This is a genomic window from Labilithrix luteola, assembly GCF_001263205.1.
GTDB classification, from domain to species: Bacteria; Myxococcota_A; Polyangia; order Polyangiales; family Polyangiaceae; genus Labilithrix; species Labilithrix luteola.
Genome location: NZ_CP012333.1, coordinates 7037790 through 7051717, shown reverse-complemented (window position 1 = coordinate 7051717; position 13928 = coordinate 7037790). Strand labels below are relative to the sequence as shown.

Genomic DNA, 13928 nt, shown 5'->3' with positions numbered 1-13928 from the left:
GTTCCGATGACACATCCCTGGCACGACATCGCCTGCGACGAGCCCATCGACGAGAGCATCACGGCCTTCATCGAGATCCCGAAGGGCTCGAAGGTCAAGTACGAGCTCGACAAGGACACCGGGCTTCTCAAGGTCGACCGCATCCTCTTCAGCGCGGTCCATTACCCGGCGAACTACGGCTTCATCCCTCGCACCTATTGCGACGACGGCGATCCGCTCGACATCCTCGTGCTCTGCCAGGAGCCCGTCGTGCCGATGTGCATCATGCGCGCGCGCGCCATCGGCCTCATGCAGATGCGCGACGAAAAAGGGCTCGACGACAAGATCATCGCCGTGCACCTCGATGACCCCGCGTACAACCAGTACACGCACATCCGCGAGGTGCCGCAGCACACGCTCCTCGAGCTTCGCCGCTTCTTCGAGGATTACAAGACACTCGAGCACAAGCAGGTCGAGGTCGACGAGCTGCTCGGCCCCTGGGAGGCCGCGAAGGTGATCCGCGCGAGCCTGACCTGTTATCGCGACGTGATTCTACCGAAGCGCGCGGTGGTCCCGGCGGCGCACGAAGCCCCGACTACTTGAAGCACGCGCGCATGCACGCGTTGTAGGTAGTCTCGCAAGACGTGCAGGGCGTGCCCACGGCGCGCACGCCCGCATCGCTCTTCACGCACTGACGTCCGCAGGCGCGATATTCGTCACCGCACTGGTCGGTGCAGCGGCCCGAGGGCAGCGGCGTGGTCGAAGCGTCGGGATCGAAGTTGTGCGGGCTGCCGTAGACGATCGTGGGCGTTTCGTTCGGTCGCATGGGCGAGCCCGCGTCGGGGAGCATCTCGCCGAGCGTCTTGGGAGGCGGCGCAAACGCGTTGGTCGGAGCCGGCGCGGTGATCGTGGTCAAACGCGGGGTGACGCCGGGGGCGGCCATCATCATGGCCTCGTCGGTCGGAACGTTCGGCGCCTGCGAGAGGGCCACGTAGCGGGCGATGGCGTACTGCACGCGGTCGCGCGTTTGACCGTAGGTGTAGTGCTCGGACCAATCCCGCCAGCACTCGGCCTTGTCGTGCATGAGGACCTGCGGATTCTCTTCGAGCGCGTAGCAATGCTCGAAACGCGCGTTGCCCTCGTAGATGGCCTGGAAACTCGGACCGCAGGCTCCGAGCGTGGCGACGAGGCCGGCTGCCAGGGTGACGCCGAAGCCGACGAGCCCGCCCGAAAGTAAGCCCGTCAGCCAGGCCCGGCGACCGCGACCCCGCCCCTTCTGACTCGGCCTCGACGGGTAGTCCACCATGGACATCTTCATCATGCCCGGATGGCTTCGCCCGTGAAAGGCCCTACTTGAGGCCGGTCCAAGCTGGTCGGGCGGCCGTTCAGCTCCGCATCGCCGAACCTGCTGAAGGGGCGGAATTGGCCTCCCCGAGGCTTGCCTTTGACGCTGCGGCGATCCTTCACTACCTAGAGCGTGGCATGTTCACGGGTTTGGTCGAATCCAAGGGAAAGCTTGTCCGCCGATCGGGTGGGACAGGAAACACCCGCGACGCCCGTCTCGTTGTCGAGGGGGATTTCGGCCTGACGGCCACCCCGACCATCGGTCATGAGCCCCTCGTGCTCGGCGAATCGATCGCGGTCGATGGCGTGTGCCTGACCGTCGCGTCGATCGTGACCCCAGGCGGTCCCGGCACCCCGAGCGTATTCGAGGCCGATGCCTCGGCCGAGACGTTGGCGAAGACCACCCTCGGAGAGCTCTCGACCGGGGCCACCGTCAACCTCGAGCGTGCGGTCCCGCTCGGTGGGCGCATGGGCGGCCACATCGTCAGTGGCCACGTCGACGGCGTCGGGCGCATCGCCGCCAAGGCCCCCGACGGCGCGGCCGTAAAAGTCACCTTTCAACCTCCGCCCGAGCTCATGCGATACATCGCGCCGAAGGGCTCGATCTGCGTGAACGGCGTGAGCCTCACGGTCAATGGCGTCTCGAGCGACGGATTCGACGTCATGATCATCCCACACACGCGCGAGAAAACCTCGCTCGACGTGCTGTCGGTGGGCGCGAAGGTGAATCTCGAAGTCGATCTGCTCGCTCGCTACGTGGCGCGCATTCTCCAGACAACTGGACAGGCAGGTGGGGGGAACGATCACGCAGCGTCCGACGCGGCGTGGCTCGATCGCCTGAAGCGCTCCGGCTACATGTAACCTACACTTTTTTTGGCGATTCACGCATGTCCCCTGCTCTCAACATCGAACCGAAGCTTCTCGAGCGCGTGAACGGCGCTATCGCCGACATCCGTGCGGGCAAAATGGTCATCCTCGTCGACGACGAGGACCGGGAGAACGAAGGCGACCTCACCATGGCCGCCCAGTTCGTCACGCCGGAGGCCATCAACTTCATGGCCACGCACGGTCGCGGCCTCATCTGTCTCACGATGACCGAAGAGCAGATCCACCAGCTCAACCTGCCGATGATGGCAGCGCCGGGCCGGTCGGGTCCTTCGCTCGGAACGGCCTTCACGGTGAGCATCGAGGCACGTCACGGCGTCACCACCGGCATCAGCGCCGCGGACCGCGCGCACACGATCCGCGTGGCAGCCAACCCGAGCTGCAAGCCGGAGGAGCTCGTCACGCCGGGCCACGTCTTCCCGCTCCGCGCACGCAAGGGCGGCGTCCTCGTTCGCACGGGTCAGACGGAAGGCTCCGTCGACCTCGCGCGCCTCGCCGGGCTCGAGCCGGCCGGCGTCATCTGCGAGATCATGAACGACGATGGCTCGATGGCCCGCATGCCGGACCTCGAGGTCTTCGGCAAGAAGCATGGCCTTCGCATCGTCACCATCGCCGACCTGATCCAGTACCGCCTGCAGACCGAGGGCCTCGTTCGCCGCGTCTCGCAAGGCATCGTGAAGCTCGACGAGACCTCGTCGGAGTGGAGCGCCACCGTCTACGAGACGTCCACCGACGCGCGTCAGTTCATCGCCCTCACCAAGGGCGATCTCGAGGCACGGGGCAAGGAGCCCGTCCTCTGCCGCATGCACTCGGGTTCGACCTTCGGCGACGTGTTCGCCTCCACCCCGCGTGAAGGCGGCCGCAACCTGCGCGAGGCGATCCGTCAGATCGAGGCCGCGGGCCGCGGCGTCATCGTGTATCTGCCGCCCCGCAAGACGCCCTCCATCGAGCTGAACGAGCTCGGTTTCATCGCCGACGGCATCTCGCTCACGCCGCCCAACAACGAGAGCGCCGACAGCCCGCTGCGCGAGTTCGGCATCGGCGCACAGATCCTCGCGGACCTCGGCCTGCACGAAATCCGCCTGCTCACGAACAGCCCGCGCAAGATCGCCGGCCTGTCGGGCTTCGGTCTCTCCGTGGTAGGCAGCCTCCCCCTCGGCAAAAAGGCCGATTGATCTAGACCGTCAGGAGAACGACATGGCCTTTACGCCCCGCGCTGTCGAAGGAAACCTCATCGTCCCCAAGGGGGCGAAGTTCGGCATCGTCGCTAGCCGCTTCAATCACTTCATCGTCGATCGCCTCGTCGAAGGCGCGATCGATGCTCTCGCGCGCCACGGCGCCGAAGACGCGAACGTCACCATCGTGCGCGTGCCCGGTGCCTGGGAGATCCCCGTCGCCGTCCAGCGCCTCGCCAAGTCGCGCAAGGTCGACGCCATCATCGCGCTCGCCGCGGTCATCCGTGGCTCCACCCCGCACTTCGACTACGTCGCCGGCGAAGTCTCGAAGGGCATCGCCACGATCTCGCTCGCGCACTCGCTGCCGATCTCGTTCGGCGTCCTCACCACGGACACCATCGAGCAGGCCGTCGAACGCGCCGGCACCAAGGCGGGCAACAAAGGTTGGGACGCGACGATCGGCGCCATCGAGATGGTGTCGCTCGAACGCGCGTTCGAAGGCGCAGGCTTCTGATGGGCGCTCGTCGTTCAGGGCGTGAAGCCGCCCTGCAGATGCTCTTCCAGCTCGAGGCCTCGGCGGTCAGCGCCGACCAGACCGTGTCGCTCTTCTGGCGCACCTTCGAAGACGCCGATCCGGAAGGCCGCGCCTACGCCGATGCCATCGTGCACGGCGTGGCCGATCACCTCCCCGAGATCGACAAGAAGATCACCTCGGCCTCGCAGAACTGGCGCCTCGAGCGCATGTCGCGCGTCGACCGCAACCTCCTTCGTCTCGGCACGTGGGAGCTGATGTTCAAGAAGGACGTTCCGCGCGCCGTCATCATCGACGAAGCCGTGGAGCTCGCGAAGTCGTTCGGCACCGACGAATCGAGCGGATTCGTCAACGGTGTGCTCGACCGCATCGCGAGCGATCTCGGACGCACGGACGCGCGCTGATGCTCGACCTTCGCTTCGTCGCGCCCGATTTGCGGCGCCTCGACGAGGTGAGCGCCGAGGTGGTCGTCGGCTGCATCTACAAAGACGAGCGCCCGCTCGGCGGCCTCTCCGGCCTGCTCGACTGGCGCTTGTCTGGCCGCCTGAGCCGCCTCGCGCGCGATGGCTTTCTCGTGGGTGACGTGGGCGAGGTCCTCGCCGTTCCCGCGCGCCCACGCCTGCCGTTCGACAAGGTCCTGGTCGCGGGGCTCGGCGTGCGTGCGAGCTTCGATGAAGCCGTGTTCCGGCGCGTGCTCGAACGCGTCCTCGACACGCTCGCCGGTCTGTCGGTCAAGAAGGCCGTGGTCGAGCTGCCCGGTCGCGGCGACGGAACCTTCGACGTCGATCGCGCCACGGAAATCTTGCTCGATCTCGCGCGCGACGACGTCCACGACGCCCTCGCCCTCGTCGAAGATCCCGAGAGCCAGCGTCGCATCGAGAAGTTCGCCGGCGAACGCCGACGAAGCGCGCGCCGCTCGCAGCACCACGGCTGAAGCTCGGCCATCGCGTTTCGCAGCGCGTGAACGCTCGCACTTCCTCGTCTCGAATCGCTCCGAGCGTGCGCGAGTCGATCGATTCGACCGCTCGGGTGGGCTAAAGCGCGGGTCGTGGTGCCCTCGAAGTATCGGCGTCTCTTCCCGCTCCTCCCGCTCCTCGCCCTCAACACCTTCCTCGCCTGCGGCGACTCCTCGAACGTTGCTCCGGGGCCCGACGCCTCCATCCCGACGTCGAACGACGCGAGCCCGTCCGAACACGACGCCACGCCCACCGATCGCCCCGACGCGGACGCGGACGCGGAGCCAGAAACGGATGCAGACGCGGATACGGATGTGGATGCCGGTGCGGACGCGGATGCGGATGCCGGTGCGGACGCCGACGCGGATGCCGGTGCGGACGCCGACGCGGATGCCGGTGCGGACGCCGACGCGGATGCCGGTGCGGACGCCGACGCGGGCCCCAAAACCATCCGTATCCTCGCGGGCAATCTGACGACGGGCAATGCCCAGTCCTATGACCCGGGCGAAGGCATCCGCATCTTCCAGGGCCTTCATCCCGACATCGCGCTCGTCCAGAACTTCAATTACAAATCGAACTCGGACGTCGATCTCCGGTCGTTCGTCACCACCGCGTTCGGTGCAGATTACAATTACTACGCCGAACCCGCGGCCCAGATTCCGAACGGCGTCGTCTCGCGTTATCCGATCCTCGCCTCGGGCAAGTGGACTGATCCGCAGGTATCGAACCGAAGCTTCGTCTACGCGAAGATCGCCGTGCCGGGCGACCATCCCTTGTGGGCGGTGAGTGTGCACCTGCTCACCAGCAGCTCGGGCGTGCGAAACACCGAAGCGAGCGCGCTCGTGACGAGCCTCCGGAGCGTGATCGGCGCCGGCGACTACGTGGTCATCGGCGGTGACTTCAACACGGACAGTCGCTCCGAGGCGTGCCTGACGACGCTCGGCCAGCTCGTCGTCACCTCAGGGCCCCACCCGGCCGATCAGAACGCCAGCGCCGGCACGAATGCGAGTCGAACGAAGCCGTATGACGCCGTGTACGTCGACTCGACCTTGGCGGCCAAACGCGTCACCACCGTCCTCGGCGCAAGCTCGTATCCGAACGGCCTGGTGTTCGATAGTCGCGTGTACAGACCGCTCTCCGAAGTGGCGCCCGTCCTGGCGAGCGACAGTGCGGCCACCGGGATGGATCACATGGCCGTCGTTCGGGATTTCCAGCTGCCCTGACCGGCAGGGAGCGTTCCGTGGAAGCGCCGCCGTCGGGCCATTTTTCCAAGGCAACGTGCGTTTCGGCGGCGGTCGGCTAGTTTTCTCGACAATTCGGCCGACCTGAGCCCAGGTAACGGTCGCAGGGTCATGACTGCCGCCGCTACGTCCCACGATCGCGATCAAGACGTCGCTGTCCGCTTCGAGGCGATCTTCGAAGCGCAGCTTCCGTACGTCTGGACGTCGCTCAAGCGCCTCGGGGTGGCCCCTCGGGACCTCGAAGACGTGGCCCACGAGCTCTTCTTGCAGGTGCTCAAGCGGCTGTCGGAGTGCGACACGTCGCAACCGATTCGGCCGTGGCTCTTCGCGTTCGCGGTGCGCTTCGCCGCCGACTACCGGCGCCTCGCCCGGCATAAGACGGACCTCCTCGGCGACGACGAGCCTGTCGCGACGACCTCCTCGCCCGAAGGCGCCCTCGCTGCGGTCGAACGCGAGCGCCTCGTGCTCCATGCGCTGGAGGGCATCGAGGTGGATCGACGCGCCGTCTTCGTTCTGCACGAGCTCGACGAGGTGCCGATGAGCGAGATCACGGCGGCTCTCGGGATCCCGCTCCATACGGGCTATTCGCGCCTGCGCGTGGCGCGCGAGGAATTCGTGGCGGCCGTCCGGCGCCTGACGCGACAAGGAAGGGAGATGCCATGAACGTCGACGACAAGGTTCCGCCCATGCCGGACGACGTCGTGGACCTCCTCGCGAGTGTTCGCGCGCTCGAAGCGCCGCCTTCCGATGCGGCCGCGCGCCTGCGTGCGCGCCTCGTGCCGCCCGTGGTCCCGCCGGGAGGAGGAGGCAGTGTCTCGGCGCCTTCGCAGGTCGCCACGCTCGCCTCGTGGAGCAGGGCACCGTGGTGGGCGGTGGCCGCCGCGCTGATCGTAGGCGTGGGAGCCGGGAGACTCACAGCGCCGGCGCCGAAGACCATCGTGCAAACGGTACCGGTCGAAATTCGAAGTGACGTACAGCTGCCCGCGGTCGCGCCGGAAGCGCCTGCTCCGAGCGAGATCCAGAGCGCGACCGTGACCGTCGGCGCCATCGCCGCCTTGCCCTCGCCTGCACCGTCTACGGTGGTCGCTCGGGCCGCGACGAATGCGGTGATGGCCGAGAAATCGAGCGGAAACCTCGCCGCCGAGCGACGCCTCCTTGCCGTTGCTCGAACCGCGCTCGGACGCTCGAACGGCGCGGATGCGATGGCGTCATGCGACGAGCACGCGCGGCAGTTTCCGAAGGGGGAGCTCGCCGAGGAGCGCGAGGCCATTGCCATCCAAGCGCTCGTCCAGAGTCAGCGGGTCGACGAAGCTCGCGCACGCGCGAATCGCTTCCGTCAGAGCTATCCGAAGAGCATTCTCCTGCCCGCCGTCCTGGCGTCGACCGAGGGAGAACGATGAGAGCCTTCGCCGTGCTTCTCTGCGCAGGTGTCGTGGGTGCCGTGGCGAGCGCCTGCGAAACGCGTCACATCGATCTGGGGCCAACCGGCAACGAGGGCCGTGCGGAGCTTCGCACGGTGCCCGATGCATCGCTCGTCGCCGCCTATGGCTGCGGAGATTGGATCGACGCGGAGCTGAAGGCGCTACGCGCCGGCAGCTGTGAGGGCTATTGTGATAGCTACCCGACGGGCACGTACCCGCTCGACACCAAGGCTTCGGTCATGGCCGCAACGGCCGGGCGATGGGTGTTCTGCGGAGATCACCTCGGCCCCGACGACGCCGTCGGCATGGAGTTCGTCCCTGGCTGCCGGGTCTTCTTCCTCCGCTTCGATTCGAACGGCATCGCCGTCCGCGGAACCGAAGCGGCCTATCAAGCCGATTACGACATCTTCGATCCGCGCCCCGAGAACATGCCCGCGCGCATCGATCTCCATTTCACGGCACTGAACACAATCACGCTCGAGGTCGAGGCGAGCCGCTGCCCGGAGACCGTGACGCTCCGAGGCGACGGGCGACTCTTGCGGCTCGCTCGCCTCGAAGGTCAACGCTTCATCGGCGACCCCGTCCACTGAGGTCGCCGTTTCGGCTTCGGCTTCGGCAGGTTCAGCGCACGTAGATAATGCGGCACCGACCATCCTGGCAGCTCGGCGGATCGGCAGAACGGTCACACGTCACGTCCTGGGGGATGTACTCGCAGGCGCCCGTATCGCATTTCACCTGGAACCAGCGGAGCGTGTCGGCGTCGACGCATTCGGGTGCGCGCGGTACGCACTGTCCGCAGGTCGGGATGGGCGTGTCCACGCTGCCGCCGCCGTCCGGCAGCCCGGTGGTGACGCCGCCGTCGCCCGCGGCCGCGTCCGAGCCGCCGCCGTCGCTTCCTCCATCCGCAGATTCCAGGGGGCTTTGTCCCGTGCCGGTCGACGAGCTCCCGCAGGCCACGACGAGAGCAAGAGCACCCGCGATAGCCCACCGCGCGACGTGTCCACCCTTCGCCGATTCCGCGCGTTCGAATCCGAACTTCATGTCGTCCTCCCGGGAGCTCGTGTTTCTCACAGCTCGCTCCTGGGTCGTCGAGCGGGAAGTTGTCATGGGATCGTCGTCGGTCGCGTCTTTTCCGGATGGCCATGCTGCGTAGACACCTGGTGATGGCCGCCGTGTTCGCAGCGCTGCCCCTGGTGGGCCCGGCGTTCACGATGTACGCGTCGTCGGTCGAGTTTCGTGTCGCCATCGTCGGACGAACGGCGAACGGAGGACGATTCACGGTTCCTCCCATCTCGCTGGCGCATGCGTTTCCTCCGAGCGGTCGCGCGCTGCTCATGGGTACCGAAGTGTTCCGCCGGAGCACGGACGTCGCCGTCTTGCGCCGCCACCTCGACGACGTCGCGAAGGTTGCCTGCCGCGAACATCCCGGGTTCGCCGAGTTCGACGTGGCCCTCACCGAGCGCACGGCCAAGGGCGTCGTCGAATCCAAGGGCCAAGCGACATGCGCGCCGTGACCGCATCGCGAGAACACCTGCTCGGTGCCGCACGCCTCGCGCTCGGGACAGTGCTCGTCATTCGCACGACCGCGCTTTCGAACCTGCTCCCCATTCCGCTCGCACACGTCAACGGTCCCCTGTACGGCTGGCCAACCGATACGTGGCCCATGGCCTGGGCGGATTGCGTCGTTCCGGACGGCGTCGAGCGAGCGGCCGCCATCGTTCGTACGGTTGCCGCGGGCTGCTTCCTCGTCGGCGTTCGCGCGCGTCTCGCCGGGACGATCGCGGGGGCGCTCGGCCTGCTTGCGATGTCGCAAGATCCGCTCGGCTTCATCTTCACGCTCTACACGCTCTTCCTCGGGACGATCGTGCTCGCCAACACCGACGCGACGAGCATGCTCGCGCTACGGCCCGATCCACCGCTCGATGCTCGTTCGAGCCTCGCGCTGGTGCGTATCGTCGTGGCGTCGATTTACGTGTGGGCGGCGATCGCGAAGATGCACGCCGAGTGGCTCGATGGGCGGGTGCTTTTGTTTCTTGCCGAAGATCGCCTGCTGTTGTCCCGCCCGGCGCGTCTCCTCGTCGAGCATCCTTGGCTTCGCATCGGCGTGGCCTGGTCCGCGGTGTCGGCAGAGCTCGGCATCGGGTTAGGTCTGCTATTCGGGCGAACGCGCCTTTGGGCGGTCGGCGCAGCGCTCGTGATGCACGGCGTCTTCGAAGTCGCGGCGCGTCCCGACGTGATGGGCCTTGTGATGGCCTCGCTGCTCGTTGCATGTGCAGCGACGCCGCGCGTTGCACGGTAGAGTGTCGCCCGTGGCTGCCCTCCGACATCGCGTGGCGAACGCATTCGTGCTGCTCGTCGTGCTTTTTGCGGCGCGGCAAGCCTTGGCCAGTCCCACCGCGAGGCTCGTCTACGTGCGCGGCGAAGGCGGCGAGTCGTGCCCCGACGAGGCCGCGTTGAAGCAGGACGTCGCTGCGCACCTCGGCTACGATCCCTTTCGGCCCTTCGCCGACAACACGCTCTACGCCGACGTACGCAAAGAGAGCGACCGTTACGTCGGCAGCATCAAGATCGTCGATCAGGCCGGTGTCGAGCGCGGCGCGCGTACGCTCGAGAGCCGAAGCGAAGACTGCAGCGAGCTCACGTCGAGCATGGCCCTCTCGATGAGCATCGCGATCGATCCGCGGAGCGCGTTCGGCCCCGCGCCAGAGGCTCCTGCACTCGAGGCCGAGCCGCCGGCCGAAGAGGGAGCGCCCGCTCCTCTTCCTGCTCCTCCGGCAGCGGTGGTCGTCGCCGAGGCGCCGCCGAAGGAGAACGTTGCGCCGCGAGCGCGGGCGAGCTCGTGGGTCGTGTTGGGGTTCGGCGCGTACGGCTCGTTGGGCGAGGGTCCCGCTGCGACGGCGGGGGCCAAAGTGTCGGGCGAGATTGCGTTCGCGCGAGCGTCGCTGGGCGTCGAGGTGCGGGGCTCGTTGCCGTCGAGCACGGACCTCGAAGGAGGCGGGCGCCTGCGGACCACGCTCGTCGGTGCGGCGGTCGTCCCGTGTGCACGCGTCGGGTGGGCGTCCGCCTGCGCCGTGGCCTTGCTCGCGCGTATGCACGCCGAAACGACCGACGTTCCGCGGGGAGCGAGCGAAAACTTCGTGCACGTCGCCGTCGGCGCAAGGCTCGGCGCGGACGTCCCCCTGGCGAGCGATGTCGCACTCCGTTTGAGCGCCGAAGCCCTCGGCACGGTCGCCCCCTTCGTCGTCGACGCCGGCGGCTCCCACGTCTACGAATCCGCCCCCCTCGCCGGCCTCGCCAGCGCAGCCCTCCTCTACGCCTTCTAGCGAACATCAAACCGGATTTTCAGATCCGACCGACAGTGAAGTCTCGCCCCGACCGACAGTGAAGTCTCGCCCCGACCGAACCTCGGATCCGACCGACAGTGAAGTCTCGCCCCAACCGACAGTGAGCTCTCGGTCCGCGTACTGGGCGATTTCAGACAGGATTTCGAGATTCGACCGACAGTGAGGTCTCACCGGCCGACCGACGGTGAATTCCTGCTTGCGCGGTTATCGTCCGGTTCCGTACGACCTCCGCTGCCGGCTCGACTCGCCCTCACGCGCCCGCGATTTCTTCGCGCGCGAGTACGCCCATTTCCACCCGACGGTGCGCTCGCTCTTCTCGGCCATCGACACCGGGAGCTTCGTGTTCGTCGATACGATCACGATGATTCGCCTTCCGCGAGTCATCGCCGGCCGCGTCGCACTCCTCGGCGACGCCGCCGCCTGTCCCACGTTCCTCTCGGGCATGAGAAGCTCGTTCGCGATGCTCTCCGCCGAATCGCTCGCCGCCCACCTCACGTCGGGCAAGCCCATCGCCGCCGCCCTCGCCGACGACAACGTCGACGTGCTTGCTCGCGCGGCCGGCGTCCAGCAGAGCGCCCAGCGCATGCAGAAGATCGTGCTCGGCCAGAGCCGTCTCGACACCACCGTATGCGACTCCGTGCTCGCGGCCGCGCCCGTCGGCTGGCTGCTCGGACACGCCAAGAAGTTCTACGGCAGCCAGGCCAACGCGGCTTGATCACGCGGTCACGCCGGCGCGAGCGTCGGTTCGTGCACGAGGATCTCTTCACCTGCCGTCCTCGCGGCCAGGCGCCGATAGACCATCACCATCGCGAAGATCGAGAGCGGGACGGTCACGAGCAGACCGAAACCAAAGAACATGGCGCCCAGCACGTTGAGCACGACAAGCGCGAGCTCGAGCACGAACAGACGCCAGCGCTCGCCGCGCGTGATGTCGGAGCTCCTGCGAAACGCTTCGCCCACACTTGCGGTTCGTCGGTCGGCGACGAAGAACTCACAGAAGCCGTAGCGCACGGCCAGGTAGATGCCGGGGATGACGAGCAGGATCAACCCGGCAGCCACGAGAAGGCTGTAGAGGATCGACACAGCGAGGTACGTCAGGAACGTGGGCCCGTCGGGGAGAAGCTCACGTACCGTCTGCCCGGTGACCGCGCGCCCGTCGTAGAGCGCTAGCCCGAGCCTCAGCAAGACGAACCCCCACAAGACGCGCACGAGCGCCGCGACCAACCCGAGGACCACGCTCAAGAAGCGCGAAGAGTTCTCGGCCGCGCTCGCCATCCCGTTGAGCAACATCAGCGGTACGATGCCGGCAACGACCACCGCGATGGATAGGCCGAGGTGGCGCTTGAAGGTGTCCCATCCGAAGCGAAACGCTTCGGACACCGAGAAGGTCCCGACGTTCATGCCTCCAAGCCGTGCAAGTCTCCGGCCTCGTGCCTTCGATCGGCTCGGATCCGGCAAGCGACAACTCGAGCTCACGTGGGACGGCACCAAGCGCCTCCCGTTACGCCAAAGTCCGATTCAGCGCACGTTGCCGAGCGCGCGCGTCAACTCGACACCGAGCTTGGGAAGCTCGCTACCTGGAAGCGCGAGCTCGGCACCGGCTTCACGCGCCGCTTCGAGGGCGTGAGAAGCGCCGATCGCGACGACGAGAACCCACGACGTCTTCGGATCGGCCTTCAACGCCGCAATGGCTTGCAGCGTGATCGTGGTGTCGGCCAGAGAGACGACGAGCGCGTCGGGATGGGTGTCGAGCAAGTGCGCGACCCCCGAAATCGCCGACGGAAAACGAGCGATCTCGAAACGCGTCTGGAGCTTTCGAGCCACTTCGTCGGTCTCGAGGATCTGATCACGCGGGTCGGTGACGGCCGGAAGGGTCAACGCCACGAGACAGCGTGCGCTCACCACGTCGGGCGGAAGTGGATACCCATGAACGCGCAAGAAGCGGACGACGTCGTTGCGACGAAACCGCAGATGCCGCCCATCGGTTCGGTGATGGACCACCTTCCCGCGATCGGCCCAGTGGTGGACCGTCTTGAGATCCACCTCGCAAAAGCGCGCGAAGTCCTGCGCCGTGTAGAAGGCCGGACGGCGCGGCTCTGGCGACGCGGCCTTCAGCGCGGAGCGTTTTCGGAGCACCATCGCTTGCCGCGCAGCACGTAGCGTGAAGGCCCAGGCACGCGAACCTCGGCGACGTCGTGCTCGGGATCACCCGGCAAGACGAGCGCGAGCGTCTCTCCGTCGTCCGTCTTCTGCTTCACGAGCCGAGGACAGATCGGATCGAGTGAGCTCTTCGCCGCGAGTTCGAACACGTCTTCGGTGGTCTTGCAAGTCGCGAGCACGGCGATCGTCCGATGCGTGGGGGCCATGAGCGTGACCTCGCCGACCTCGCCGCGTCGCAAGATCTCCGCGGGCGTCGCCCAGAAGCTCGCCATTGTCTCGCGCTCGTCGTGCGCACCATTCTGTCCTTCGGGCGCCTTCGCCACGAAGAAGCGCGCATCGAACCGCCGAGACTCCGCGATCGGCGTGATCCAACGCGCGAGCGGACGAAGCACGGCGAGATCGAGGAGCACGCCTCGCTCGCTCAGGAACGCCTCGAGCGCACTCGCATCCGTCGTGAGGCGCTCGCGGAGCATCGTCACGTCGTCGTTCGACACGCCCAGCCCCGTGGTGTGGAGCAGCGCGGCCTCTTCGAGTGTCTCGCGCGCTGCCGCGATGGCGAGAGCACGAAGATGCACCTCGTCGTTCGCGAACGGCTCCTTGGAGAGCTGCGGCGTGCGCGGCGACGTCGTGCGCGCAAGCCACGCGGGTGACGAATCGGCGGCATCGAGCTTCCCGCCGGGAAACACGATGGCGCCGCCCATGAAGCGACTCTGCTTGTTGCGTTCGACGCAGAAGATCTCGACGCCATTCGCTCCGTCACGAACGAGGACGACCGTCGCCGCATCCTTCGGCGTCACCGCCGTCCGATTCATGTCGAAATCCACGCTTCCCCTCTAGCACGCACGCCGCGGCGCGTCAGTTGCGGGGCCGAATGGTCCAGCTCACGATGCC

At 67.1% G+C, this 13928-nt stretch carries 19 protein-coding genes; 14 read left to right on the top strand and 5 right to left on the bottom strand.

Features of this window, described 5'->3' with window-relative positions:
* The first annotated feature begins 6 nt into the window (after positions 1-6).
* Positions 7-582 carry an inorganic diphosphatase gene (locus tag AKJ09_RS30525; RefSeq protein ID WP_146651392.1) on the top strand — a complete coding sequence of 192 codons (576 nt, stop codon included), beginning with the start codon at positions 7-9 and terminating at the stop codon, positions 580-582.
* Here AKJ09_RS30525 and AKJ09_RS30520 read toward each other — a convergent pair.
* Entirely contained in the window at positions 575-1300 is a 726-nt protein-coding gene (locus AKJ09_RS30520; protein WP_146651391.1) for a hypothetical protein, read from the bottom strand. The genes AKJ09_RS30525 and AKJ09_RS30520 overlap by 8 nt on opposite strands.
* 161 nt (positions 1301-1461) lie before the next feature.
* On the opposite strand from AKJ09_RS30520, the gene AKJ09_RS30515 reads away from it, so the two are divergent.
* The 9 genes from AKJ09_RS30515 to AKJ09_RS30475 all read left to right on the top strand — a co-directional run bounded on the left by AKJ09_RS30515 (position 1462) and on the right by AKJ09_RS30475 (position 8123).
* Positions 1462-2184 carry a riboflavin synthase gene (locus AKJ09_RS30515; RefSeq protein WP_146651390.1) on the top strand — a complete coding sequence of 241 codons (723 nt, stop codon included), beginning with the start codon at positions 1462-1464 and terminating at the stop codon, positions 2182-2184.
* Positions 2185-2210: 26 nt separating this feature from the next.
* Positions 2211-3383 carry a 3,4-dihydroxy-2-butanone-4-phosphate synthase gene (ribB, locus tag AKJ09_RS30510; RefSeq protein WP_146651389.1) on the top strand — a complete coding sequence of 391 codons (1173 nt, stop codon included), beginning with the start codon at positions 2211-2213 and terminating at the stop codon, positions 3381-3383.
* Positions 3384-3405: 22 nt separating this feature from the next.
* The gene (ribH, locus tag AKJ09_RS30505) at positions 3406-3897 is read left to right on the top strand and encodes a 6,7-dimethyl-8-ribityllumazine synthase (protein WP_146651388.1); all 492 of its coding nucleotides are present in this window, start codon (positions 3406-3408) and stop codon (positions 3895-3897) included.
* Positions 3897-4319, top strand: a complete 423-nt coding sequence (gene nusB / locus AKJ09_RS30500) for a transcription antitermination factor NusB (RefSeq protein ID WP_146651387.1) — start codon at positions 3897-3899, stop codon at positions 4317-4319. The genes ribH and nusB overlap by 1 nt, the downstream gene beginning before the upstream one ends.
* Positions 4319-4849, top strand: a complete 531-nt coding sequence (locus AKJ09_RS30495) for a M17 family peptidase N-terminal domain-containing protein (protein ID WP_146651386.1) — start codon at positions 4319-4321, stop codon at positions 4847-4849. The genes nusB and AKJ09_RS30495 overlap by 1 nt, the downstream gene beginning before the upstream one ends.
* Before the next feature lie 114 nt (positions 4850-4963).
* Positions 4964-6094 (top strand): endonuclease/exonuclease/phosphatase family protein, encoded by a 1131-nt coding sequence (locus tag AKJ09_RS30490; RefSeq protein ID WP_240488637.1) that lies wholly within the window; start codon positions 4964-4966, stop codon positions 6092-6094.
* 129 nt (positions 6095-6223) lie between these two features.
* Positions 6224-6775, top strand: coding sequence for an RNA polymerase sigma factor (locus AKJ09_RS30485; protein ID WP_146651385.1), 552 nt, complete (start codon positions 6224-6226; stop codon positions 6773-6775).
* Positions 6772-7512 (top strand): hypothetical protein, encoded by a 741-nt coding sequence (locus AKJ09_RS30480; RefSeq protein ID WP_146651384.1) that lies wholly within the window; start codon positions 6772-6774, stop codon positions 7510-7512. The genes AKJ09_RS30485 and AKJ09_RS30480 overlap by 4 nt, the downstream gene beginning before the upstream one ends.
* Positions 7509-8123, top strand: a complete 615-nt coding sequence (locus tag AKJ09_RS30475) for a hypothetical protein (protein WP_146651383.1) — start codon at positions 7509-7511, stop codon at positions 8121-8123. Before AKJ09_RS30480 ends, AKJ09_RS30475 begins: the two co-directional genes overlap by 4 nt.
* A 31-nt stretch (positions 8124-8154) precedes the next feature.
* Here the strand turns inward: AKJ09_RS30475 and AKJ09_RS30470 are convergent, their stop codons facing one another.
* Complete coding sequence (locus AKJ09_RS30470) at positions 8155-8574, bottom strand: hypothetical protein (protein ID WP_146651382.1); 420 nt, start codon at positions 8572-8574, stop codon at positions 8155-8157.
* Between the two features lie 122 nt (positions 8575-8696).
* Between AKJ09_RS30470 and AKJ09_RS30465 the strand changes: the two genes are divergently transcribed.
* The 4 genes from AKJ09_RS30465 (at position 8697) to AKJ09_RS30450 (ending at position 11592) form a co-directional block, all read left to right on the top strand.
* The gene (locus AKJ09_RS30465; protein ID WP_169928001.1) at positions 8697-9047 is read left to right on the top strand and encodes a hypothetical protein; all 351 of its coding nucleotides are present in this window, start codon (positions 8697-8699) and stop codon (positions 9045-9047) included.
* Positions 9044-9832: an HTTM domain-containing protein gene (locus tag AKJ09_RS30460; RefSeq protein WP_169928000.1), complete on the top strand. Its 789-nt coding sequence runs from the start codon at positions 9044-9046 to the stop codon at positions 9830-9832. The genes AKJ09_RS30465 and AKJ09_RS30460 overlap by 4 nt, the downstream gene beginning before the upstream one ends.
* A gap of 10 nt (positions 9833-9842) precedes the next feature.
* Positions 9843-10856, top strand: coding sequence for a hypothetical protein (locus AKJ09_RS30455; protein ID WP_146651379.1), 1014 nt, complete (start codon positions 9843-9845; stop codon positions 10854-10856).
* A gap of 205 nt (positions 10857-11061) precedes the next feature.
* Positions 11062-11592 carry a Rossmann-fold NAD(P)-binding domain-containing protein gene (locus tag AKJ09_RS30450; protein ID WP_205633841.1) on the top strand — a complete coding sequence of 177 codons (531 nt, stop codon included), beginning with the start codon at positions 11062-11064 and terminating at the stop codon, positions 11590-11592.
* A gap of 8 nt (positions 11593-11600) precedes the next feature.
* Here AKJ09_RS30450 and AKJ09_RS30445 read toward each other — a convergent pair whose 3' ends face one another.
* The 3 genes from AKJ09_RS30445 to AKJ09_RS30435 all read right to left on the bottom strand — a co-directional run bounded on the left by AKJ09_RS30445 (position 11601) and on the right by AKJ09_RS30435 (position 13861).
* Positions 11601-12278, bottom strand: coding sequence for a DUF975 family protein (locus AKJ09_RS30445; RefSeq protein WP_146651377.1), 678 nt, complete (start codon positions 12276-12278; stop codon positions 11601-11603).
* A 117-nt stretch (positions 12279-12395) separates the two neighbouring features.
* A complete protein-coding gene (locus AKJ09_RS30440) occupies positions 12396-13016 on the bottom strand; it encodes a helix-turn-helix domain-containing protein (protein WP_146651376.1) in 621 nt (206 codons plus the stop codon).
* Positions 12989-13861 carry an NUDIX hydrolase gene (locus AKJ09_RS30435; RefSeq protein ID WP_146651375.1) on the bottom strand — a complete coding sequence of 291 codons (873 nt, stop codon included), beginning with the start codon at positions 13859-13861 and terminating at the stop codon, positions 12989-12991. Before AKJ09_RS30435 ends, AKJ09_RS30440 begins: the two co-directional genes overlap by 28 nt.
* Positions 13862-13928 lie beyond the last annotated feature (67 nt).